This is a genomic window from Streptomyces sp. NPDC104202 (genome assembly GCF_055584185.1).
The window spans coordinates 35,053-57,131 of record NZ_JBVJMN010000032.1; the positions used below are offsets into that span (position 1 = coordinate 35,053).

Sequence of the window (22,079 nt, forward strand, 5' to 3'; positions counted from 1 at the left end):
GAAGGCAGGGAAAGACAGTGACAGCGCAGGACTTCGACACTGACGTGATCATCGTGGGAGCGGGCCCCACCGGTCTGATGCTGGCGGGCGAGCTGCGCCTCGCGGGCATCGAGGCCGTCGTACTGGAGCGGCTCACCGAACCGATGCGCCAGTCGCGCGCACTCGGCTTCTCGGCCCGCACCATGGAGGAGTTCGACCAGCGCGGCCTGCTCGGCGCGTTCGGCGACATGGGCGTCATCCCGTTCGGCCACTTCGGCGGCATGCCGCTCGACTACACCGTCATACCCGGCGGCAACTTCGGCGTCCGCGGCGTGCCGCAGGCCCTCACCGAGGCCATCATCGCCAAGTGGTCGGCCGGCCTCGGCGCGGACATCCGCCGCGGCTGGGAGGTCACCGGACTGACCGAGGGCGCCGACGGCGTCGAGGTCACCGCCGACACCCCGGACGGCCCGCGCACCCTGCGCGCCCGGTACGCCGTCGGCGCCGACGGCGGCCGCAGCGCGATCCGCAAGCTCGCGGGCATCGACTTCCCCGGGCACGAGGCCACCCTCGAGATGCTCATGGCCGACGTCACCGACGTCCAGGTCCGGCTGCGCCCCACCGGCGAGCTCGGCGACGCGGGCATGGTCGTCGTCCTCCCGGTCGGCCCGAACACCACGCGCGTCGTGGTCTTCGAGCGCGGCGCGGGCGTCCGCCCGACCACCGAGCCGCCGACCTTCGCGCAGGTCGCCGACGCCTTCAAGCGGGTCACCGGCGACGACATCAGCACCGGCAAGCCGGTGTGGCTCAGCTACTTCACCGACTCCAGCCGCCAGGCCGCCCAGTACCGCAAGGGCCGGGTCTTCCTCGCCGGCGACGCGGCGCACACCCACATGCCGATCGGCGCGCAGGGCATCAGCGCGGGTCTCGGCGACGCCGTCAACCTCGGCTGGAAGCTCGCCGCGGAGATCAAGGGCACCGCCCCGGAGGGCCTGCTCGACACGTACCACTCCGAGCGCCACACCGTCGCGGCCCGCATCCTGGCCAACACCCTCACCCAGCGGAGCCTGTACCTCGGCGGCCCCGAGATGGACCCGATGCGGGCCGTCTTCGCCGAGCTCCTCGCCTACGAGGACGTGCGCAAGCACCTCGTCGGCATGGTCACCGGCCTCGACATCACCTACGACGCCGGCGCCGGCGACCACCCGCTGCTCGGCCGCCGCCTGCCGGACTTCGCCCTCGACGCCACCGAGGGCGGGGCGACCGCGTACCGCTCCTTGCACGGCGGACGCGCCGTCCTGTTCGACCTGAGCGACGACGCCGCCGTGACCGCCGCGGCCGGGCCGTGGCGCGACCGGGTCGACACCGTCACCGCGGCCGTCCGCCCCGAGGGCGCCCTCGCCGGCGTCGACGCGGTCCTCGTCCGCCCCGACGGCTACACCGCGTGGATCGCCACCGACGGGGCCGCCGGCCTCACCGACGCCCTGGGCCGCTGGTTCGGCGCCCCCGGCGACGACCTCTAGGACAGCCACCCCGGCGCCCCGCCCGCCCGCGGGGCGTCCACCTTTTACCCAAGGAGCGACCATGCCGATCATCAACCCCGAGGCCGGGCACCTGACCGTCCTCAACCTCTTCAAGACCGACTCCCGCGACCGCGTGGACACGCTCGTCACCGAGATGAAGAAGATCGTCGACGTCGCCGCCTACCCGGGCTGGATCTCCAGCACCGTCCACCGCGGCGAGCAGAACCCCGGCACCCTCAACTTCATCCAGTGGCGCGGCATGGACGACCTGGAGTCGCGCTACAACGACAGCGAGTTCAAGCACCACACCGTGCCGGTCTTCCGCGAGATCACCACCTACGTCCGCCTCATGCAGAACGAGGTGGAGTTCACCCAGCGCCACCCCGGGCTCGGCGACGTCACCGAGGTCTCGCCGGAGCGCGACGACTACACGGTCGTCGAGATCCTCGGCGTGAAGCCGGCCCAGCAGGGCGCCCTGGTGAAGGCCCTCGGCAGCGCCCACGACTGGCTCGTGGACGTGCCCGGCTACCGCTCGCAGAGCATCCTGCGCGGCATCCGCTCCCGCAACCTGGACGGCGGAGAGGGCACCCTGGCGACCGTCGGCACCGACAACGACTTCGTCATCGCCTACTCGCAGTGGGCCGACAAGGCCTCCTACGACGCCCACCGCAACCAGGCCGAGGCCGACTGGTCCGCGGCCCGCAGCGCCTTCCAGAGCAAGCAGTACTCCCTGATCACCAGCATCGACTGGAACAGCTACCGTGCCGTCCACACCCGTTCCGCCGAGCCGGCGACGGTCTGATCCCCGGACACCGCACACCACGTGGGGCCCCTGGCGATGCGCCAGGGGCCCCACGTGGTTTCCGGTGCGTCCGGATCAAGCGGCGATCTTGTCCCAGTGCCACTGCGAGTCGAACGACGCCACCTCGATGTGCGCGCCGCCCGCCACCATGGTGGCGGCCAGGCTCGTCGCCCGCGCGATGAACGCGGACACGCGGTCCGCCGCCAGGAGGTCCTGCTCGTCGAAGGGCAGCCCCTCGCAGCGCAGCAGCCGCAGGTCCATGAACCCGTTGAACTTCCGGCCCAGGACCTCCACCGCCTGCGGACTGCGCACCGTGAACCGCACCTTGGCCGCGACGTGGCCGTTGTGGTGCTGGTCGGAGTAGTACGCGATGTCCGGGATCGCCGGCGGCACGAAGTGGTCACGGGCCGCGATCTCCGGCACCTTCGGGAGGTTGCCCACCAGGAAGTGCCACGAGTTGTACTGCATCCGCGAGGAGATCGCCCACGCGGTGTCCGCCAGGTGCGAGGCGGACCCGCCGAAGAGCCGGCCGGACTCCGGCGACGGCACGACGCAGCAGAAGAAGTGCGGGATCTCCCACGCGGCGATCTTCGGGAACTCCTCGGCGCGCAGCGCCTCGATCAGCGCGGGCAGCGAACGCATCCCGCGGCTCATCGCGAAGTCGGCGTCGAACACGGCCGTCGACGCCCGCACGGTCTCGTACACCAGGGACTCCAGGCCCGTGCCGAACTCGCCGTGCGGTTCGGCCAGCCAGCCGGGCGCCGCCTCCAGCTCCGCAGTCAGCTCGGCGAGGGTGGAGCCGGTGACCGGCAGCCGCTCCCGCACCCGCGCGCAGAGCGCGGCCTCCAGCTGCTCCGCGTCGTCCTTGACGGGTCCCGCGACCCGCTCGATCTTGTGCATCAGCGGGCCGTAGATCTCCCGGTAGAGCCGGACGGTGCCCATCAGCTCCCGGCGCCGGGCGGCGAGCGCGTCGGCGAGGGCGCCGAGCGCCGCCACCCCGTGCGAGGCCGGGGCCGGCACCGGGGGCAGCGAGGTGTCGGCCGCGTTGTACGCGGTCCGGGTCCGCTCGAAGAGGAGCGCCACGTGGTCGAGCGTGAGCTGCGTCCCGTTGGCCTCCTCGATCCGTCCGTAGCCCGACGAGCGCACCAGCAGCGTCAGGCAGACGACCAGCAGCACGTCGCTGTCCGACCACAGCTCCAGGGGCACCGCCGCCAGCGTGCTCAGCGCGCAGTCGGGGTGCCCCGGCCGCAGCGTCTTGCCCGTCAGCGTGTTGCGGTCACGGAAGTTGGTGTACTGCCGCTCACCCGCGTACAGGATGAACGGAGCGGTCCGCAGGGCGGCCTCCGTGAGGTTGTCCAGCAGCTCGCGGCGGCCGTCCGAGCCCGCCGCGAGCAGGTACTGGCGGCAGTCGGCGACCGACGCGTGCCACCGGTCGTCGGCCAGCGCCAGCTCGACCTGGTAGTCCGCGAGGTCCTCGGCGGACCACGGCACCCGCAGGACGCCGTCGACCAGCTCGGCCTCGCCGCTCAGCGGGCCCTTCGACGGGACCCGGACGACCAGCCGGCCGCTCTTGTCCAGGCCGACCTCGCCGAGGAACGCCGTCCCCGACGAGCCGGCCCGGTCGGCCGGGCGGGCGTCGCCGCGCCACGAACGGCCGACGAGCACCTTCAGCGCCGTCTCGTCCGCCACGGGCAGCGCCCGCAGCTGGATGTCCGCCGGGACGTGCCCGGCGAGCGTGAGCAGCGTGTCCACGGCGGTGGCCAGGTCCGGGGCGTCGACCGCCCGCTGCCAGGTCTGCCGCAGCAGCGCCGGGAAACCGGTGTCCTTGGGCACCAGGTAGTCGGGCTCGTCCGCGGCCCCGGCCTTCCGGCCGAGCCGGCTCGGGCGCCGGCTCTGCCGGGCCTTGGCCAGCGCCGCCCGGCGGGGGAGCGTCCCGTCCCGCTCGGTGGGGAAGGTCATGCCGCGCCCCCCGCCGTCAGGTCGATGTGCTCCCACATGCGGGCCTCGGTCGCGGTCCACTCCTCGTCGACGTAGATGCAGTCGACGGGGCAGACCATGACGCAGACCGGGCAGCCCGAGCAGAGCTCGGGCACGATCACGACGTTGAGACCGTCGTCGAAGACCGCGCCGAACTCGGACGGGCAGCTGCGCAGGCACGTGTCGCACGTGATGCACTCCGACGTCTCGATGCGACGCGGCGGCTTCTTCCAGTTCTCGTCCCGGGTCCGCGTGGCGATCCGCTCGGCGCGCCCGGCCGTGGCGACGGATGGAGTGTCCTTCACCCTCTCCATGTGTGTGCTCCCCTCACAAGAGTGTTCCCCTCAACGGGTGTGGGCGGTGATCGCGTCGGAGATGCCGTCCCACAGACGGGTCCGGGCCGCGAGCGCGCGGTCGATGGTGTCCTCGCACTCGGTCCACTTGGCGGCGTCGTCGCCGCACAGGTCGGCCAGCATCTGCATGGCCATGGGGGTGTGCTCCTCGGCGTCCACCTGGATGTGGCGGCGCAGGTAGTCCACGAAGGTGGACAGCGTGCCGTGGCCGGCGTCGAGCGCGGCGACCTGGTCGAACATGTCGGGGATCAGGTCCTCGCGGCCGAAGGCGAAGGCCGCGGCCTGGCAGTGCACCGGCGCGTTGTCGATGAAGTCCCAGGTCGTGCCCACGAAGTCGGCCACGGACCGCGGCACGCCCGCCTCGTCGAGGGCGGCCGGGACGGGACGGCCCGCGCGCAGCAGGCCGATGAAGGCGTCGATACGGCTGGTGTCGGCGCCCGCCTGCCGCATGCCGTCGACGTACAGCTCGAAGTGGCTGATGAAGCCCTCGCCCAGCTCGTCGCTCTCCTCGACCAGCACGATGTCGTTGATGAGCCGGCGGCTGCCGGTGGCGGCCGACGGAAGCCACGGCACCTCGACGCAGGTCAGCTGCCGCTGGAGGGACTTGAGCAGGGACATGAAGTCCCACACCGCGAAGACGTGGTGCTCCATGAAGGTGACGACCGCGTCGACCGAGTCCAGCTGGTGGTAGATCGCGTGGCTCAGCACCTTGCGCCGGGCCGGCTCGATCGCGCCCTTGAGCGTCTCGATCGCCGGGTTGGTGCCATCCCATTCGTACCGCGACATGGTGGTTCTCTCCTTCGTGACGGGGTGGAAAGGTCGGTGGTGCGGGTCGGGCGTGCGGGGTGTCTGTGGGGCGGCCGGGTCAGAAGGCGCCGAAGTACTCGCGGTGCTCCCACTCGGTGACCTCGGCCGTGGGGCCGTCGGGCTGTTCGGCGGCGCACCAGGCGGCGAACCGGGCGGCCTCGCTCTCCTTGAGCCTCGCCAGGCACTCCTTCAGCGGGGCGCCGAGCAGCCGTTCGGCGCTGTCGCTCCCGCGGAACGCCTCGACGGCCTCGGGCAGGGTCGCGGGCAGCGGCGGGCGCGGGACGTCGTCGGCGGGCACACCGGAGAGCAGCCCTTCGAGCCCCGCGTGCAGCTGGGAGGCGATGGCCAGGTAGGGGTTGGCGCAGGGCTCGCCGATGCGGTTCTCGACGTGGGTCGAGCTGCCGCCGCTGAGGACCCGGACCATGGCGCTGCGGTCCTCGAACCGCCAGTCGACGGAGGTCGGGGCGAGCGTGAACTCGGGGGAGAGGCGACGGTAGCCGTTCACGGTCGGCACGGACAGCAGGCAGAGCTCGCGGGCCCGGGCGAGCAGACCGCCGATGTAGGCCTGGCCCTCGGCGGAGATGGCGTCCTGGAGGCCGTCGCCCTCGGCGAAGAGGTTGACGTCGGTCTTGGTGCTGCTGACCGACTGGTGGAGGTGCCAGCCGCTGGGGTCGAAGCTCTCCAGGCGCGGCAGGGTCATGAACGAGGCGTGGTGGCCGCGCCGGCGGCACTCCTGCTTGAGCTGGGTGCGCAGCAGCAGCATCGCGTCGGCGGCGTCGAGCGCCAGCATCGGGTTGAAGGTCGTCTCCAGCTGCCCGGGGCCGGACTCGTGCTCGAAGGAGCGCAGCGGCAGGCCGAGCCGGACCAGCATCGCGGCGAGCGGGTCGGCGATGTCGGCGACGGAGTCGTAGGCGCTGTCCAGGTTGAACTGGTAGCCGGGGTTCACCGCCTCGACCTCGGGGGCGGCGCCCTGGAGGCCGAAGCCGTTGCCCGCGTTGCCGACGGGCCCGCCGCCGGTCAGCCGGGTGAGGTACCACTCCAGTTCGAGCCCGACGACGGGCGCCAGGTCGTGGCGCGCGTACGCGGCGCAGACCCGGCGCAGGACGTTGCGCGCGGAGAGCGGGTGCGGGGTGCCGTCGCGCAGGTACTCGTCGCCGAGCACCCAGGCGGTCCTGGCGCCCTCCCGGGGCAGCACCTGGAAGGTGCGCGGGTCGGGGACGAGGACGAAGTCGCCCGCGCCGAGCAGCTCGCCGACGCCCACGCCGGCGTCGGCGAGGAAGTCGACGGCCACCGCGTGACCGGTGTCGAAGAGGAACGGGCCGGCGCTGAAGTCCATGCCGTTGCGCAGCACCGAGCGGAAGACGTCCGCCGGCACCGTCTTGGAGCGGGCGAGGCCGTGCGGGTCGCAGAACACCACCCGGACGAGGTCGACCTCGTCCAGCTGGAGTTCGACCTGCTCGGCCGCGGCGGCCTGGCGGTCGTCCCACAGCCCGAACTCGGCGACGAAGGAGGGGCGTCCGACGCCGCTCTCACCGCCGATCCGGGACCACGATCTGGAGGCCATGATCAGTTGCCTTTCGCTGTGACACCGGGACGGGTCAGGGTGAGGCCGAGCGCCGTGGAGAGCAGCCCGGCGGCCGAGAGGGCGAACAGGTCGTCGTCGTCCGCCGGCTCCGCGGGAGCGGGCGCCGGGACGGGAGCGGGGAAGGGGCGCCCGGCGTCCTTCGGGAGCGCGGCGAGCGCCGTCCCGAAGAGCGCGGCGGCGGAGATCATGAGGTCGTCGTCGAGCGTCCTGGGTGCCATGGTCGTCTTCCTTCCGTCGTGCTGCCGGGGGGAGTCAGGGTCAGGCCGAGCGCGGACTCCAGGAGCCCGGCGGCCGACAGGACGAGGCCGTCGTCGCCGACGCGGCCCACGAGTTGGAGCCCGACCGGCAGCCCGGCCGGCGTGAGGCCGACGGGCAGCGACAGGGCGGGCTGGCCGGTGAGGTTGAAGGGGTACGAGGCCGGGGACCAGGCCAGCCACCGCAGCTCCGCGGGGTCGGCGGCCCACGGCGGGGCGAGGGCGTCGGCGGCGAACGCCTCGATCGGCACGGTGGCCATGACCAGCAGGTCGTAGCGCTCCATCACCGACGCCAGCCGGGTCCGCAGGGCGAGCCGGGTCGCCTCGGCGCGCGCCACGGCGGCGGCGCCGAGCGACCGCCCGTACCGCACGACCGCGAGCCGCCCCTCGTCGCACCACGGGTCGTCCTCCGGCGCCGTGCCGTGCGCGTCGGCGGCCGCGAGGATGTCCACCAGGGCGCCGTACGGGTCCGGGAACGGGACCGCGATCCGTTCCACCCGGTGCCCGAGCGACGCCAGCACGGGCAGGACGCCCTCGGTGACGTCACGGACCGCGCCGGACGTCCCCGGGAACTCGATCCAGCCCACGCGCAGCGGCCCGAGCGGCGCCGGTGCGGCGGGCGGCGCGGTCCCCGAGTCGGGATCGCGGTGGTCGGGGCCCGCGAGCACCGCCGTCATCTCGGCGGCGTCCGCCACGCTCCGGGCCAACGGACCGACGTGGGACAGCCGTTCCGCGCAGGCCGGCACGTACGGGATGCGCCCGTACGACGGCTTGAAGCCGACGACCCCGCAGAACGCCGCGGGGATGCGCACCGACCCGGCGCCGTCGGTGCCGAGCGAGGCGGTGCACAGGCCCGCCGCCACCGCGGCCGCCGAACCGCCGCTGGAGCCACCGGCGGTGCGGTCGAGCGCCCACGGGTTGCGCGTGGGGGAGCCGAGCCGGCCGACGGTGCTCGCGCTCCACCCGTACTCCGACGTCGTCGTCTTCCCCACCACGATCGCGCCCGCCGCCCGCAGCCGCGCCACGGACGGCGCGTCGGCGGCGGTACGGTGGTTGGGCAGCAACGACCCGCGCCGGGTGGGGATCCCCTCGGTCTGGATGAGGTCCTTCACCGACACGGTGACGCCGAGCAGCGGCCGGCCGCGGTAGGCGGCCGGGCCGAGGCGGGCGAGGAGCCGGTCGGCGGCCTCGGCCTCGCGCAGCGCGCGGGCCTCGGCCACCTCGACGTACGCACCGAGCTCAGGGTCCGTCCCACGGATGGCGCCGAGCACGTCCTCGACGTGCCCGGCGACCGTGGAATGACCTTCGAGAAGTAATTGGCGTGTTTCCTGAATGCCGTGACAGATCGGCTGCCGGCTCTTCGTTGCGGTGGACTCTGACACGAGACCACTACAAGTCATCGGCTGAATTCCTGGCAACTTACGGATTGCATCGCGTTGCATCTGCTGCATTCCGCACTTGAACGGGATTTCTTGCGCAGGTGAAGGGCGGAGAGCAGCATGTTTCCGAGGTAATTCAACGTACTGACACGCACTCACACGCTACTTAATCGCACAGGAGAAGACCCGATGAGTCCACGGATGGACAACCCCTCGCTCGTCGTTCCCGGCGCCCTGCAGCCCCTGCTCGACCTGACCGAGGTCATCGGCAAGGTCGGCGTGCCGCAGACGACCCTCGACCTGGTCCGGCTGCTCGTCAGCGAGATCAACGGCCGTGTCTACACGCTCGAGGAGATCGCGGACAAGGCGGACAAGCGCCTGGCCCAGGTCTCGGACTGGCGCAACCAGACCGTCTTCGACGACGCCGAGCGCTCCGCCCTGGCGATGGCCGAGGCCGTGACCCTGATGACCGACCCGGTGGACATGGCCCCGGACGAGGTCTGGGAGGAGTCCGCCAAGTACTACAACGACGAGCAGCTCGGTGCCATCGTCATGCACATCGGCCTGGTCAACTTCTGGAACCGCGTCAACGTGGCCACCAACCAGGAACCCGCGGCCTTTCGCTGAGGAAGGGGGTACGGAACCGTGCTGAAGCTCATCAACGCCGGTCTCGGCAGGACCGGCACGACGTCCCTGAAGGTGGCGCTCGACCGGCTCGGTCTCGGCACCTGCTTCCACATGTTCGACATCGTCGGCGACGGCGAGCGCCTGGAGCAGTGGGCGAAGGTCGTCTGCGACGGCGAGCCCGCCGACTGGCCGGCGCTGTTCGAGGGCTACACCTCCGCCGTGGACGGACCCTGCGCGGTCCGCTACCGGGAGATCGCCGGGGCCTTCCCCGACGCCAAGGTGATCCTCACGGTCCGCGAGGCCGAGGGCTGGTACCGGAGCACGTACGACACGCTCTACCAGTTCGTGCTCAAGAGCGCCGAGCACCCGCCGGAGCCCGGCTCCCGGCAGGCGCGCCTGCTCGACCTCACCAGCACCCTGGTGTGGGACGGCGTCTTCGGCGGCCGGTTCGAGGACAAGGACCACGCCATCGCGGCGTACCACCGTCACAACGACGAGGTCGTGCGCGTCCTCGGCGCGGACAACGTCCTCGTGTACGACGTGAAGCAGGGGTGGGAGCCGCTGTGCGCCTTCCTCGGCGTCGACGTCCCCCAGGAGGAGTTCCCGCACGCCAACGACTCCGCGGCCATGCGGCAGCGGATCGCGGCGGCGGCCGGGGCCGGCCCGGTCTCCGCCGGCTGACTCAGCGAGGAGCATGCGGTGTTGATCACGGAAATGGCGGTTCCCGGCGCGTACCGCGTCGAACCGGAACCGCTCAGCGACCGGCGGGGCTACTTCTTCGAGTCGGTGAAGACCAGCGCCCTGCTGGAGGCCAGCGGCTGGGACTTCGCCGTCCGCCAGGTCAACTACTCGGTGTCGAAGCGGAACACCCTCCGGGGGATCCACGGCACCAAGGTCCCGCCCGGCCAGGCCAAGTTCGTCACGTGTGTCCGGGGGAGCGCGCTCGACATCGCCGTCGACCTCCGCGTGGGCTCGCCGACGTTCGGCCACTACGACGTCACCTACCAGAGCCCGGAGTCGGGGACGGCGGTCTACCTGCCCGACGGGGTCGGCCACGCCTTCCTCGCCCTCACCGACGACACGTGCATGAGCTACCTCTGCTCGCAGGAGTACGTGCCGGGGACGATGATCGACGTCGACGCGCTCGACCCGGAGCTCGCGCTCCCGTGGGACCTGACGGAACCCCCCATCCGTTCGGACAAGGACGCGGTGGCCCCCACCCTGGCCGAGGCCGCGGCCGCCGGCCTGCTGCCGACCTACGAGCAGTGCCTGCCCCGACCTTTCCTCGCTCTCTGAACGCATTCAGGTGGCGGGCGCGGTCGTTGAACGCAAGAATTCGTCTTTGATATCGCGCCCGAGTGGCGCGGGAAATGTGTGGAGGTGGAGATGGCGGAGACCAAGCGCAAGCCGGGAACGCCGGGGGCTTTCTCCCGGTGGATGCAGAAGCGCATGAACGCCCGAATGATCCGCAAGGTGCACGACGGCAAGGCCACGTTCATGGGCATGGACGTGCTGCTCCTGAACACGATCGGCAGCCGCAGCGGCCAGCCGCGGGTGACCCCGGTGGCCTGGTTCGGCGACGGCAAGGACGCCTGGCTGAGCATCGCCTCGGGCGGCGGGACCCAGAACCCGGACTGGTACACCAACCTGATGGCCCATCCGGAGCAGGCCACGGTCGAGCTGCCCGGCAAGCCCGGCGCGGTGAAGGTCACGCCCGTCAAGCTCGCGGGCGAGGAGCGCGAGGAGGCGTGGAAGCTCATCTCCACCGCGCAGCCCCGGATGATCAAGTACCAGAGCAAGTCCGAGCGGCAGTACCCGATCGTCAAGCTGACCCCTCGCTGAGGTCGGCCGCACGAGAGAACGGCAGCCGGTGTCCACGGACACCGGCTGCCGTTCGTCGTGCTCCGGACCCGCCGGCCGCTCAGCGGGCGGCGGCGAGGTCCGCGGTGGCGTGCGCGCGGATGCGGGCCATCAACTCGGCCTGCCGCACGAGGTCCTGGTGGTGCGCCGCGCGCGCCGAGGGGTCGACGACGGCGTCGTGGAAGGTGGAGAACACGCCGAGGAACTGGTCCGAGGCGGGCGCCGCGATGCGGGTCACCCGGTCCCGCTGCTCCAGGACCAGCACGGGACGGGCCTCGCGCGACGGGGTGAAGGCCCACTCCAGCGTCAGCCGGCCCTCCGTCCCCCACAGGTCGTACGTCGAGCGGTAGCTGTGCGACAGGCCGAAGGAGCAGTTCGCGGTGACGCCGGCGTCGTCGCGCAGCAGCGCCACGCCCGAGACGTCCACGCCCAGTCCGGCGGAGAACTCCAGACCGGCCCCCAGCACCCGCGGCGCCGCGGCCAGGTACTCCTGGGCCGCGCGCACCGGATAACAGCCGACCTCCCACAGCGAGCCGCCGCCCAGCTCCGCCTGGTACTTGATGCCGTGGGGATCGGTCGGCGGGATGCCGAACACGCCGTTGAAGGAGCGGAGTTCGCCGATGGACCCGTCGGCGACGAGGCCGCGGGCCAGATCGTGCTGGGGGTGCCGCAGGAAGGCGAAGTTCTCCATGACGAGCAGTCCGCGCTCCTCGGCGAGCGCCACGAGCTCCCGGGCCGTCTCCTCGGTGGAGACCGCCGGCTTCTCGATCAGCACGTGCTTGCCGGCCTTCAGCGCCCTGCGCGCCCATTCGGCGTGCTCGCTGTTCGGCAGCGGGATGTAGACCGCGTCGACTCCGGGCTGTTCGAGCAGCCGGTCGTACCCGGCGACGGCGTCGCAGCCGTACGGGGCCGCGACGCCCTCGGCCTTCTCCCGGGAACGGCTCGCGACCGCCACCAGGCGGAACGGCGACGCCTGGATCGCCGGGAGGGCCCGCCGGACGGCGATGTCGGCGCACCCGATGATGCCGATGCCGATGCCGGGCTTTCGGTCGGATTCCTGAACGGGTGTCAGAGCTTCCATTTTCACAGATCCACCTAAACGACAAGAGGAATTCGCGTGCCTGAACCGGGATGAGGCCAGCATGGAGAGGTGGTGCATTGTTCGTCAATGCCGCCGTCATCGGCTCTTCCCGGACGCGAGCGACGCGACTTCCGGCCGTGCGTTCTCCCGATATAAAGTGCGGGCATCCGCCACATTCGGCACCGAATAGATTGAGGAGGCGCCACGGTGAAGGGCATCATCCTGGCCGGCGGCAACGGTACGAGGCTCCACCCGATCACCCTCGGTGTATCAAAGCAAATGCTTCCGGTCTACGACAAGCCGATGATTTATTACCCGTTGTCGGCCCTGATGCTGGCCGGGATCAGGGACATCGAGATCATCACCACCCCCGAGGACCAGGAGATGTTCCGCCGGCTGCTCGGCGACGGCTCCTGGCTCGGCATCAACCTGACCTACGCGGAGCAGGACAAGCCCCGGGGTCTCGCCGACGCCTTCCTCGTCTCCGCCGACCACATCGGCGACGACTCCGTCGCCCTGGTCCTCGGCGACAACATCTTCCACGGCTACGAGTTCGGCCCCATGCTCCAGCGCGCCTCCCAGGACCTGCACGGCTGCGTCCTCTTCGGCTACCCGGTGCGCGACCCCGAGCGGTACGGCGTCGGCACGCTCGACGACCGGGGACGGCTGATCGCCCTGGAGGAGAAGCCCGCCAAGCCGCAGACCAACCTCGCGATCACCGGGCTCTACCTCTACGACAACCAGGTCGTGGACATCGCCCGCGAACTGAAGCCGTCGGAGCGCGGCGAGCTGGAGATCACCGACCTCAACCGCGTCTACCTGGAGCGGGGCGAGGCGACGCTCATCCCGCTCGGCCGCGGTTTCGTGTGGCTCGACACCGGAACCCACGACGCGCTCATGGAGGCGGGCGACTACGTGCAGGTCCTCGAACACCGGCAGGGCGTCCGCATCGCCTGCCTCGAGGAGATCGCCTGGCGCATGGGGTACATCGACCGCGAGACCTGTTACCGGCTCGGCAGCCGCCTCGCGAAATCGTCCTACGGTCAATACATCATGGAAATGGCCGAGGCGGGCTGAGCTCCGAAAGGGGCCGGGAATCAACTGATCCGCATTCTCACGGAAGAGGTTCGACCTCCATGAAAATACTGTTCACCGTCGGAGGCAGCCAGGCGGCCGTCTTCGGCGTCGCCCCCCTCGCCGCGGCCGCGCGGAACGCGGGCCACGAGATCCTCCTCGCCGCCGACGAGCCGCTGATGGACGCCGCGGCCTCCGTCGGCCTCCCCGCCGTCTGCATCACCCCCGAACGCATGCGGTACGGCCAGGAGTCCATGACCGCCACCGTCCGGCTCGACGCCCTCCTGGACCTGGCCGGCTCCTGGAAGCCCGACCTCGTCGTCGGCGGCCTCTCGCACGTCCCGCGGCTCCTCGCGGCCCGGCTCGGGATCCCCTACGTCCGCCACATCTGGCACATCGCCCCGATGGCGCGCCGCGACCGCACCGCGGTGGCCGAGCTCCAGCCGGAGCTGGAGCGCCTGGGCCTGGCCGAACTGCCGGACCCGGACCTCTTCATCGACCTCTGCCCGCCGCCCATCCGGCCCGAAGGCGCCCCCGCCGCCCGGTCGATGCGCTGGGTCCCCCGGGTGAGCCAGCGCCGCCTGGAGCCGTGGATGTACACCCGCCCCGAGGGCCGCCGCCGGGTGCTGATCACGGCCGGCACCCGCAACCTGATGCTGGACACGCCCGGCAGCTCGCTGCGGAAGCTGGTGGAGGAGCTGGCCGGCACCGGCGCCGAGGTCCTCATCGCGGCGCTGCCCGAGGCCGCCGAGAAGTACGGGGCCGAGCTCGGCGACGTGCGCATCGGCTGGCTCCCCCTCGACGTCGTCGCCCCCACGTGCGACCTGGCGGTCCACCACGGCGGCGCGACCACCGCGATGACCCTGGTCAACTCGGGCGTCCCGCAGGTGATCATCCCCGACAACGGGTACGGCAAGGCCGTCGCCGAGTCGGTGGCCGCCTTCGGCGCCGCGCTCATGGTCGACAAGCACCGGCTCGCCGGCCGCGACGCGGACGAGGTGATCGTCGAGTCCTGCCGCACGATCCTCGACGACCCCGGCTACGCGGAGCGGACCCGGCTCCTCGCCGCGGAGGCCGCGCAGCTGCCGACGCCCTCCGAGGTGCTGCGCGACCTGGAGGCCCTCGTCGCCTCCTGAGGACGGAACCCCACGGAAGGGCCGGACGGTCAGGACGACCGTCCGGCCCTTCCGCGTACCCCGCCGGGCCGGACACGCGCTCCCGGCCCACGTCCCCGCGTCCCCGTACTCCCGCTTCCCCGCGTGCCCGTATCCCCGCGTACCCGTGGAGCCCTGACGCCCCGACGCCCTGAAGCCCTGAAGCCCTGAAGTCCCGAGGCCCCCGCCCCGTGGCGTCCCGACGCCGGGAACGCACGTCGCCCCGGGACCGTCGGAGGGGTTCTCCGGGGTCCCGGGGCGAGGGGCGTCGCCGGGAGGCGTGATCAGCGGGAGACGAGGGACTCCAGCTTGGGCACGATCTCGGCGGGCGTCGGCAGCGTGGAGATCTCCTTGGCGAGGAACTGCGTCCGCTCCGTGTAGCTGGGGTTCTCCAGGAGCTCCTTGCAGGCGGCCGCGATCGTCGCGCCGGGCGCCTGGTCGGGCTGCTCCTGCACCGGCCACAGGGTCTTGCCGGCGCCGAACCCGGTGATCGCCCTGGCGATCGACTCCCGGTGGTAGTTCGGGGGGAACTCCGGGGGGTTCTCCGGGATGATCAGCTGCGGCACGCCGTTGGCCATCAGGGTCGTGGCCGTGGTCGCGCCACCGTGGTGGACCGCCAGGTCACAGGTGGCCGCGGCGACGTCCATCGGGATCCAGCCGACGCGGGCGTCGCCCAGCTGACCGCCGAAGCGTTCGGCGGCACCGGGGGAGGCGGCGATGAGCACCTCGGCCCCCAGCTTGTTCAGCTCGCTGACCAGCAGCGGCATGGACCAGCCCGGGTCACGGAACATCAGGCTGCGGAAGCCCGAGGTCACGAGCACACGGCGCCGGCCCTCCGGCTTCGTGTACATCCAGCGCTCCAGGCGGCGCTGCGGGTTGCTGGGGATCCAGCGGATCGGCTGGGCCGACGGGTCGTGGGACGGCCGCAGCGACGGCGGGGTGGAGTCGAGGAGCAGGTCGGGCTTGAGCAGCCCGTCCACGCCCAGGCGCTCCAGCTCGGGACGGAGCTCCGCCTCCGCACCCGGGTCGATGCCGGTGAGCGGGATGCCCAGGTACTCGACCTGACGGACGTACGGGACCTTGAGGTGCGCGGCGAGCAGCATCGCCGCGTAGCTCTGCGAGCTGCCGACGATGACGTCGGGGGTCCAGTCCTTCGAGAGCGCGAGGAGGGACTCGACGCCGGCCAGGCCCATGCGGGCGAAGCCGCGGCCCTGGCCGAACATCTCCTCGTCACCGAGCTCACGGGGGAACCGCAGACCCTTGCCGGGGTTGGTGATCCGCATGAAGTGCCGGATCGGGTCGACCGTGTAGCAGAACGTGGGAATTCCGATGGCCTCCGCGGTATCCACCCACGGTTCGTGGGCGGCCAGCATGACCTGGTGACCCGCGTTCCGTGCGGCCGTCGCCAGCGGTGCGGCGGCGTAGAAGGTGGCCTGGCTGCCCGTGGTGATGAACAGGATTTTCATGGCACTCCGGATGCTTTTCGTGAGACGCGGCCTGACGTATTTGTGAACAGCACCGATGTTCCACAGCGCGCGCTTTTTCTGTCAAACAGCCTCGAAAAGGCGAGAGCGTTCGATTGCGGATTTCGCGCAGTTGAACACGGTGAACACTCGACCCTGTTGCCGCCGCACCGGGTCCTGACCACCATATGGTCAGGACGTGCAGGCGAGAAAGCCTCTTAAAAAGCGGATACAGAAAGTCGGTGGTCTCCATGAACACGCTGATCTACAACGCCCGAATGGCTCTCCGGGACGTCATGGAAGTCAACATCTACACGCAGGGCAACGACAAGGTGTATCTGACCGTTTTCCCGGACCTGATCTGGGAGGGCACCGAGGAGACCCACACCGAGAAGGTCGTCCACGGCATCGTCGAGCGTCTGCACGACATGGACCTGGCCCTCGCCGGCGGCGACGCCGACGTCACGACCCTCGTGAACTCCGGCGTCGTGGAGATCGTCCGCAAGGTCGCCTGAAAACCCGGTGCGCCGCGCCGTCGCCCCGGCGGGCCCGTGGCCATTCCTGAGGAGGTACGACGGTCGTGATTGCCCGTTATGCATTGCCCGAGATGGCGGAGCTCTGGTCCGACCAGGCCCGCTACACCACCTGGGCCGAGGTCGAGGTCCTGGCCTCGGAGGCCCAGGCGCTGCTCGGGCGGGTTCCCGAGGCCGCGCTGGAGGACATCCGGCGGGCCAGGGTGCCGGCGGCGGCGCGCGTGGCGGAGCTGGAGCGTGAGCGGGACCACGAGATCCTCTCCTTCCTCGCCGCGTTCTGCGAGGACCTGCCGGACGACTCCGCCCGGTGGGTGCACCTCGGGATGACGAGCTATGACCTGGTGGACACGGCCCTCGGCCACACGCTGGCCCGGGCCTGCGACCTCCTGATCGGCGCGGCCGGGCGGCTGCGCGGGGTGCTGGCCGACAAGGCGGTCGAGCACTGGGACACGGCGTGCATCGGGCGCACCCACGGCATGCACGCCGAACCCACCACGTTCGGCCACAAGCTCGCCGGCTTCGCCTTCGCGGTCGACCGCTCGGTACGGCGTCTGGTGGACGCGCGGGAGCAGGTCGCGGTGGGCACGATCTCCGGCTCCGTCGGGACGTACGCGCTGATCGACCCCTTCGTCGAGCAGCACGTGTGCGCGGCGCTCGGCCTCGGCGTGGAGCCGGCGCCGAGCCAGGTCGTGGCCCGTGACCGGCACGCCCAGCTCGTCCAGGCGATCGCCGTCCTCGGCGCCTGCGTCGAGCAGATCGCCGTCGAGGTCCGGCTGCTCTCCCGCAGCGAGGTCCGCGAGGTGGAGGAGCCCCGCACGGCCGCCTACCAGGGGTCGAGCGCCATGCCCCACAAGCGGAACCCGACGACCAGCGAGCGGCTCTCCGGCCTCGCCCGGCTGCTCCGCGGGTACGCCGGGACGATGCTGGAGAACGTGGCGCTCTGGCACGAGCGGGACCTCTCCCACTCGTCGGTCGAACGGGTCGTCCTGCCGGACGCGTTCACCGTCGCGCACTACCAGGTGACCGCCGCGGCGGACCTCGTCCGGGACCTCCAGGTGTTCCCGGACCGGATGCGGTCCGCGATCGACCAGACGGGCGGACTCGCCTACAGCTCCGCGGTCCTCGCCGATCTCCTGGAGAGCAGCGGCAGCGAGCGGGAGAAGACCTACCGCATGATCCAGGACGCCGCGAACGGCGAGGACTTCTTCACCCTGCTCAGGCTGGAGGGGATCGAGACCGACCCCGTCGGGCCCGAGCGCTACCTGGTACACCACGACGTCATCTACAAGCGGTTGGAGAACCTTCGTGAGCTGGAGCATTGAGCGGGAGAACGGCCCCGACCTCGACCTCGGGGACGTTCTGCGGGTCTACCGCGAGTCGGGTCTCGGCGAGCGCCGGCCGATCGAGGAGACCGAGCGCATGGCGGCCATGGTGCGCAACGCCAACCTGGTCGTCACCTGCCGCGTCGACGGCGAGCTGGTGGGCATCGCCCGCAGCGTCTCGGACTTCTCCTACGTGACCTATCTGTCCGACATCGCCGTGGTCCGCGACCACCAGCGTTCGGGCATCGGCCGCGAGCTCATCGACGCCACCCGCAAGGAGGCGCCGACGGCCAAGATCGTCCTGCTCTCCGCGCCCGCGGCGGCCGAGTACTACCCGCACATCGGCTTCACCGCCCACCGGTCGGCCTGGGTCCTGAACCCCTGAGCCGCCCCCGTCCGCCGGTGCCCGCGTCCGTCCCCCGGCGCGGGCACCGGCACGTCCCCGACGGGCCCCGCGCCCGCCGGCCGGCCTCCTCAGTGGTGGCCGCCGCCGTGCAGGTGCGCGGCGGGCGTCACCACGAGGGGACGCATCATGTGCTGCTCGTGCTCCAGCATGTGGCAGTGGTGGACGCCCCGGCCGACGACGGGGAACCGGACGGCCACGGTGACCAGTTCGCCCGGCGTGCCGTTGGGGCCCGGCACGATCTGGCCCGCCGTGCCCACCCGCACGACGTCCTTCTCGCCGAGCTCGTGGGGTTCGAGCGCCGACACCGCCTTGAAGGCGATCGGCCGGGCCGAGCCGCGGGCGATCCGGTCGAAGCCGGTGATGTCGTAGCTCTCCCGGGACATCACCTGGAAGTGCGCCAGGTGGATGTGCATGGGATGCGGCGCGGCGGTGAGGTTGAGGTACTTCCAGATCTCCGTGCCGTCGTGCGCCACGGTGATCGTGTTGCCGTCGTCGTACGTCATCGACGTCCGGCGCAGCGTCGTCACGGTCCCCTCGGCGTCCTGGACCTGGACGACCCCGGCGGCGGGGAGGACGAGGCCGGCCGGGTCGATCTCCTCCATCTCCCACAGCTCCGGCATGTTGCCCGTGCCGGGGCCGACCGTCACGATCCAGCGGTGGCCGTGCTCCTGCGGCAGGTCGTCGTGGGTGAGCCGCCGGAAGGTGGGCGAGAGGGCCGCCGGCAGCGCGAACCGCTTCGAGGGCTTCCGGTCGGCGACGCGGAACTGCATGACGTCGGGTTCCAGGAGGTCGTTGCGCCGGTCGGACGCGCCGGGCGCGACGCCCTGGAGGGTGTTGACCAGCTTCAGCGTCCGTCCGCGGAAGGCGCTGAAGTCGACGAGCACGTCGGCGCGTTCGCCGGGCGAGAGGTTGAGCGCCCCCTCGACCGCCCGCGGCCGGTCGATCAGGCCGTGGTCGGTGCCGATCACCTGGAGCGCGCCCGGCACCGGCACGCCGTCGGCGAGCAGCATCAGCCGGTAGATCCGGGAGTTCGCGGTGTTGACGATCCGGAACCGGTACCAGCGCGGGTCGACCTCCAGATAGGGCCAGATCACCCCGTTGACCAGGGTGTACGGCGCCGCGTGCGGGCGCATCAGCCGCTGCGCGCCGACCATCTCCACCTTGTGGAGCAGCCGGCCGGTCAGCGCGCCCGAGGCGTCCGTCGCGAAGTTGCGGTCCGCGAGCATCAGCGGCACGTCCTGCGCGCCCCGCGGCAGGTCGAGCGCCCGCTCCTCGTCGTTGCGCGAGAGGAACACCCCGGCCAGTCCGGCGTACACGCTGTACCGGCTGAGGTGGTGGGTGTGGTCGTGATACCAGAGGGTGGTCGCGGCCTGGGCGTTCGGGTACGCCGACAGCTGGACGTCCCCGGGGCCGATCAGGTTCTCCATCCAGCCGTCGTTGCCGCCGCCGGTCAGCATGCCGTGCAGGTGCGCGGCGCCCCACGGGGGCATCGCCGCCACCCCGGCGACCTCCTGGCAGCCCTCCGCGCCGGGGTAGTTGGAGAGCGGGTCCGTCATCGGGCCCTTGGCCTGGCCGAAGTCGACGGCGGTCACCGGTATGTCGCCGGTGAGGTGGTTCTCCCAGGCGACCCGGAGCGGCCGGCCGCTGACGGTCTCGATGGTCGGGCCGGGGTAGGCGCCCTCGTAGGTCCACATCGTCACCGGCGGGAGCTCGGAGTGCAGCGTGACGTCGGCGGTGCGCATGCGGACGGTGAGCTCGTCGTGGTCGCCGCGCTGCCGGGGCCGGAGCACCGGCGGCATCCGCAGCGGGTCCCTGAACTTCGTCAGCATCAGCCCGGCGGCCGACGGCTCGGGCGCGCCGGGGGCGGCTACGGCCGCGGCCCCCGGCCTGGTGAAGCCGGGGACCGCGGCGGCCATGGCGGCCAGGCCGGCGACGGAGCCGTAGCGCAGCACCGTGCGCCGGTTCGGTCCGGGAAGGTCGTTTCTTTCGGGATGTGTCGGTTCCATGCGGGGAAGCTAGGAACGTCCGCTCACGTCGCGGTCGAGCCCGGCTGCAACTTTCCGGCCATTCCTCTTCCGCTTGTGTTTGGGTGCCGCCCTACCGCAGCGCCACCGCCATCTCGGTGTCCCGGTTGACGAGGGTCGCGTAGTGACCGCCGAGGGCGAGCAGTTCGTCGTGGGTGCCGCGCTCGGCGACCCGCCCCCGGTCGAGGACGACGATCTCGTCCGCGTCCCGGATGGTGGACAGCCGGTGGGCCACCGTGATGGTGGTGCGGCCGGCGCTCGCCGCGTCGATCGCCTCCTGAACCGCCTGCTCGGTCTGGGTGTCCAGGGCGCTGGTCGCCTCGTCGAGGACCAGGATCGGCGGGTCGCGCAGGATGGCGCGGGCGATCGCGAGCCGCTGCTTCTCCCCGCCCGAGAACCGGTAGCCGCGCTCGCCGACCACCGTGTCGTAGCCGTCCGGCAGCGACACCAGATAGTCGTGGATGTGCGCGATCCGCGCCGCCGCGACCAGCTCCTCGTCGGTCGCCCCCGGCTTCGCGAACCGAAGGTTGTCGGCCACTGTCGCGTGGAAGAGGTACGTCTCCTGGGAGACCACCCCGACCGTCGCGGAGAGCGTCGCGAACGACAGGTCGCGCACGTCGACCCCGTCGATCGTGACCGTGCCCGACGTCGGGTCGTACAGCCGCGGGATCAGGTAGCTCAGCGTGGTCTTGCCCGAGCCGGTCTCCCCGACGATGGCGAGGCTGCGCCCCGCGGGCACCGTCACGTCGATCCCGTCGAGCGTCGGCCGCTCCGCGGAGGCGTACGAGAAGCCGATGCCGCTCATCCGCACCTCGCCCCGCAGCTCCGTCGGCTCGACCGGCTTCTCCGGCTCGGCGACGTCGACCGGCAGGTCGAGGTACTCGAAGATCCGGCCGAACAGCTCCAGCGAGCTCTGCAGGTCGATCCCGATGGTCAGCAGCCGCTGCGCCGGGCGGAACAGGGCCTGCTGGAGCGTGGTGAAGGCGACCAGCGCGCCGATCGAGATGGCCATGTGGCCGCCGGTCCCGGTCAGTCCCGCGACCCAGTAGATGACCGCGGGCATCGAGGCCATGACGACCCAGATCGTCGACTGGTACCAGAGGCCGGCCGTGCTCGCCCGGACCTCGATCTCGGTGAGCTTGCGGGACTGCGCCGCGAAGTTGTCCGTCAGCGACCGCGACCGGCCCATGGTGTGCCCCAGCATGACCCCGCTGACCGACAGGGACTCCTGCACGATCGACGACAGGTCGGCGAACTGCCGCTGGCGGTCGCGGGTGATGACCCGGCGCTCGTCGCCGACGTGCCGGCTGACCCAGACGAACGCCGGCAGGATGACCAGCGACGCGATCGTCAGCCGCCAGTCGAGCAGCGCCATGGCGGTGGTCGTGGCGATCACGATGGTCACGTCCGACACCAGCGCCGTCGCCGTGGTCGTGACGGTGACCTGCATCCCCCCGATGTCGTGGGCGATGCGGGACTGCACCTCGCCGGTGCGGGTCCGGGTGAAGAAGGCCAGCGACATGCGCTGGAGATGCGCGTAGACACCCGTGCGCAGGTCGTGCATGACGAGCTGGCCGATCTTGGCGGACACGTGCGTCTGCCAGACGTTGAACGTGCTGGTGGCGATCGACACGACGATCATGCCGAGCGCGAGTACGGACAGCAGCCCGGTCCGGCCCTGCGGCAGCGCCACGTCCATGATCTCGCGGATCAGGAACGGGTTGACGAGGGAGACCAGGGACGAGCCCACGACCAGCGACGCGACGAACAGCAGGCTCCTCCGGTACGGGCGGAAGAGCCCGAGGATGCGGCGTTTCTGGACGGGGAGATGAGCGGTGGCCGACCCGGTGGTGCTCACCCTGGTCTCCTTCTCTTT

Annotated in this window: 21 protein-coding genes; 11 read left to right on the plus strand and 10 right to left on the minus strand. The window is 71.5% G+C overall.

The annotated features are described in order from the left end of the window. The first annotated feature begins 17 nt into the window (after positions 1 to 17). The gene (locus tag ACZ60W_RS21010; protein ID WP_469756847.1) at positions 18 to 1,502 is read left to right on the plus strand and encodes an FAD-dependent monooxygenase; all 1,485 of its coding nucleotides are present in this window, start codon (positions 18 to 20) and stop codon (positions 1,500 to 1,502) included. Positions 1,503 to 1,563: 61 nt separating this feature from the next. After that, the gene (locus ACZ60W_RS21015; RefSeq protein ID WP_469756848.1) at positions 1,564 to 2,304 is read left to right on the plus strand and encodes an antibiotic biosynthesis monooxygenase family protein; all 741 of its coding nucleotides are present in this window, start codon (positions 1,564 to 1,566) and stop codon (positions 2,302 to 2,304) included. Between the two features lie 75 nt (positions 2,305 to 2,379). Here ACZ60W_RS21015 and ACZ60W_RS21020 read toward each other — a convergent pair whose 3' ends face one another. The 6 genes from ACZ60W_RS21020 to ACZ60W_RS21045 all read right to left on the minus strand — a co-directional run bounded on the left by ACZ60W_RS21020 (position 2,380) and on the right by ACZ60W_RS21045 (position 8,662). Beyond that, complete coding sequence (locus ACZ60W_RS21020; protein ID WP_469756849.1) at positions 2,380 to 4,263, minus strand: hypothetical protein; 1,884 nt, start codon at positions 4,261 to 4,263, stop codon at positions 2,380 to 2,382. Continuing rightward, a complete protein-coding gene (locus ACZ60W_RS21025) occupies positions 4,260 to 4,595 on the minus strand; it encodes a 4Fe-4S dicluster-binding protein (RefSeq protein WP_469756850.1) in 336 nt (111 codons plus the stop codon). Before ACZ60W_RS21025 ends, ACZ60W_RS21020 begins: the two co-directional genes overlap by 4 nt. Positions 4,596 to 4,625: 30 nt before the next feature. Then, positions 4,626 to 5,420: a DUF3050 domain-containing protein gene (locus tag ACZ60W_RS21030; RefSeq protein WP_469756851.1), complete on the minus strand. Its 795-nt coding sequence runs from the start codon at positions 5,418 to 5,420 to the stop codon at positions 4,626 to 4,628. Between the two features lie 79 nt (positions 5,421 to 5,499). Then, positions 5,500 to 7,005, minus strand: a complete 1,506-nt coding sequence (locus ACZ60W_RS21035) for a glutamine synthetase family protein (RefSeq protein ID WP_469756852.1) — start codon at positions 7,003 to 7,005, stop codon at positions 5,500 to 5,502. Between the two features lie 2 nt (positions 7,006 to 7,007). Beyond that, on the minus strand, positions 7,008 to 7,244 hold the full coding sequence (locus tag ACZ60W_RS21040) for a hypothetical protein (RefSeq protein ID WP_469756853.1): 237 nt from the start codon (positions 7,242 to 7,244) through the stop codon (positions 7,008 to 7,010). After that, complete coding sequence (locus tag ACZ60W_RS21045) at positions 7,211 to 8,662, minus strand: amidase (protein ID WP_469756854.1); 1,452 nt, start codon at positions 8,660 to 8,662, stop codon at positions 7,211 to 7,213. The genes ACZ60W_RS21040 and ACZ60W_RS21045 overlap by 34 nt, the downstream gene beginning before the upstream one ends. A 186-nt stretch (positions 8,663 to 8,848) precedes the next feature. Between ACZ60W_RS21045 and ACZ60W_RS21050 the strand changes: the two genes are divergently transcribed. From ACZ60W_RS21050 to ACZ60W_RS21065, 4 genes are all read left to right on the plus strand, one after another. Continuing rightward, positions 8,849 to 9,286, plus strand: a complete 438-nt coding sequence (locus tag ACZ60W_RS21050; protein ID WP_366305285.1) for a carboxymuconolactone decarboxylase family protein — start codon at positions 8,849 to 8,851, stop codon at positions 9,284 to 9,286. An 18-nt stretch (positions 9,287 to 9,304) separates the two neighbouring features. Further along, a complete protein-coding gene (locus tag ACZ60W_RS21055) occupies positions 9,305 to 9,967 on the plus strand; it encodes a sulfotransferase family protein (protein WP_469756855.1) in 663 nt (220 codons plus the stop codon). Positions 9,968 to 9,985: 18 nt separating this feature from the next. After that, positions 9,986 to 10,582: a dTDP-4-dehydrorhamnose 3,5-epimerase family protein gene (locus tag ACZ60W_RS21060; protein ID WP_469756856.1), complete on the plus strand. Its 597-nt coding sequence runs from the start codon at positions 9,986 to 9,988 to the stop codon at positions 10,580 to 10,582. 90 nt (positions 10,583 to 10,672) lie between these two features. Beyond that, complete coding sequence (locus ACZ60W_RS21065; protein ID WP_469756857.1) at positions 10,673 to 11,128, plus strand: nitroreductase/quinone reductase family protein; 456 nt, start codon at positions 10,673 to 10,675, stop codon at positions 11,126 to 11,128. Positions 11,129 to 11,207: 79 nt separating this feature from the next. Here the strand turns inward: ACZ60W_RS21065 and ACZ60W_RS21070 are convergent, their stop codons facing one another. Further along, a complete protein-coding gene (locus tag ACZ60W_RS21070) occupies positions 11,208 to 12,227 on the minus strand; it encodes a Gfo/Idh/MocA family protein (protein WP_469756858.1) in 1,020 nt (339 codons plus the stop codon). Between the two features lie 207 nt (positions 12,228 to 12,434). On the opposite strand from ACZ60W_RS21070, the gene rfbA reads away from it, so the two are divergent. Next, positions 12,435 to 13,304, plus strand: coding sequence for a glucose-1-phosphate thymidylyltransferase RfbA (rfbA, locus tag ACZ60W_RS21075; RefSeq protein ID WP_469756859.1), 870 nt, complete (start codon positions 12,435 to 12,437; stop codon positions 13,302 to 13,304). A 59-nt stretch (positions 13,305 to 13,363) separates the two neighbouring features. Then, positions 13,364 to 14,437, plus strand: a complete 1,074-nt coding sequence (locus tag ACZ60W_RS21080; RefSeq protein ID WP_469756860.1) for a glycosyltransferase — start codon at positions 13,364 to 13,366, stop codon at positions 14,435 to 14,437. Between the two features lie 302 nt (positions 14,438 to 14,739). Here the strand turns inward: ACZ60W_RS21080 and ACZ60W_RS21085 are convergent, their stop codons facing one another. Next, on the minus strand, positions 14,740 to 15,921 hold the full coding sequence (locus ACZ60W_RS21085) for a glycosyltransferase (RefSeq protein WP_469756861.1): 1,182 nt from the start codon (positions 15,919 to 15,921) through the stop codon (positions 14,740 to 14,742). 248 nt (positions 15,922 to 16,169) lie between these two features. Here ACZ60W_RS21085 and ACZ60W_RS21090 point away from each other — a divergent pair, with 248 nt between their 5' ends. The 3 genes from ACZ60W_RS21090 (at position 16,170) to ACZ60W_RS21100 (ending at position 18,158) form a co-directional block, all read left to right on the plus strand. After that, entirely contained in the window at positions 16,170 to 16,433 is a 264-nt protein-coding gene (locus ACZ60W_RS21090; protein ID WP_469756890.1) for a hypothetical protein, read from the plus strand. A gap of 65 nt (positions 16,434 to 16,498) precedes the next feature. Beyond that, a complete protein-coding gene (gene purB, locus ACZ60W_RS21095) occupies positions 16,499 to 17,773 on the plus strand; it encodes an adenylosuccinate lyase (protein ID WP_469756862.1) in 1,275 nt (424 codons plus the stop codon). Next, complete coding sequence (locus tag ACZ60W_RS21100; RefSeq protein WP_366310141.1) at positions 17,757 to 18,158, plus strand: GNAT family N-acetyltransferase; 402 nt, start codon at positions 17,757 to 17,759, stop codon at positions 18,156 to 18,158. Before purB ends, ACZ60W_RS21100 begins: the two co-directional genes overlap by 17 nt. Before the next feature lie 89 nt (positions 18,159 to 18,247). Here the strand turns inward: ACZ60W_RS21100 and ACZ60W_RS21105 are convergent, their stop codons facing one another. Next, positions 18,248 to 20,185, minus strand: a complete 1,938-nt coding sequence (locus ACZ60W_RS21105; RefSeq protein WP_469756863.1) for a multicopper oxidase family protein — start codon at positions 20,183 to 20,185, stop codon at positions 18,248 to 18,250. A 91-nt stretch (positions 20,186 to 20,276) separates the two neighbouring features. Continuing rightward, entirely contained in the window at positions 20,277 to 22,061 is a 1,785-nt protein-coding gene (locus ACZ60W_RS21110; protein ID WP_469756864.1) for an ABC transporter ATP-binding protein, read from the minus strand. Positions 22,062 to 22,079 lie beyond the last annotated feature (18 nt).

Excerpts from the sequence above, each read along its gene's own strand:
- ACZ60W_RS21015 (WP_469756848.1), top strand. The coding sequence starts at position 1,564 with ATGCCGATCATCAACCCCGAGGCCGGGCACCTGACCGTCCTCAACCTC.
- ACZ60W_RS21020 (WP_469756849.1), bottom strand. The coding sequence starts at position 4,263 with ATGACCTTCCCCACCGAGCGGGACGGGACGCTCCCCCGCCGGGCGGCG.
- ACZ60W_RS21025 (WP_469756850.1), bottom strand. The coding sequence starts at position 4,595 with ATGGAGAGGGTGAAGGACACTCCATCCGTCGCCACGGCCGGGCGCGCC.
- ACZ60W_RS21030 (WP_469756851.1), bottom strand. The coding sequence starts at position 5,420 with ATGTCGCGGTACGAATGGGATGGCACCAACCCGGCGATCGAGACGCTC.
- ACZ60W_RS21035 (WP_469756852.1), bottom strand. The coding sequence starts at position 7,005 with ATGGCCTCCAGATCGTGGTCCCGGATCGGCGGTGAGAGCGGCGTCGGA.
- ACZ60W_RS21040 (WP_469756853.1), bottom strand. The coding sequence starts at position 7,244 with ATGGCACCCAGGACGCTCGACGACGACCTCATGATCTCCGCCGCCGCG.
- ACZ60W_RS21050 (WP_366305285.1), top strand. The coding sequence starts at position 8,849 with ATGAGTCCACGGATGGACAACCCCTCGCTCGTCGTTCCCGGCGCCCTG.
- ACZ60W_RS21065 (WP_469756857.1), top strand. The coding sequence starts at position 10,673 with ATGGCGGAGACCAAGCGCAAGCCGGGAACGCCGGGGGCTTTCTCCCGG.
- ACZ60W_RS21070 (WP_469756858.1), bottom strand. The coding sequence starts at position 12,227 with ATGGAAGCTCTGACACCCGTTCAGGAATCCGACCGAAAGCCCGGCATC.
- ACZ60W_RS21080 (WP_469756860.1), top strand. The coding sequence starts at position 13,364 with ATGAAAATACTGTTCACCGTCGGAGGCAGCCAGGCGGCCGTCTTCGGC.
- ACZ60W_RS21085 (WP_469756861.1), bottom strand. The coding sequence starts at position 15,921 with ATGAAAATCCTGTTCATCACCACGGGCAGCCAGGCCACCTTCTACGCC.
- ACZ60W_RS21090 (WP_469756890.1), top strand. The coding sequence starts at position 16,170 with ATGAACACGCTGATCTACAACGCCCGAATGGCTCTCCGGGACGTCATG.
- ACZ60W_RS21105 (WP_469756863.1), bottom strand. The coding sequence starts at position 20,185 with ATGGAACCGACACATCCCGAAAGAAACGACCTTCCCGGACCGAACCGG.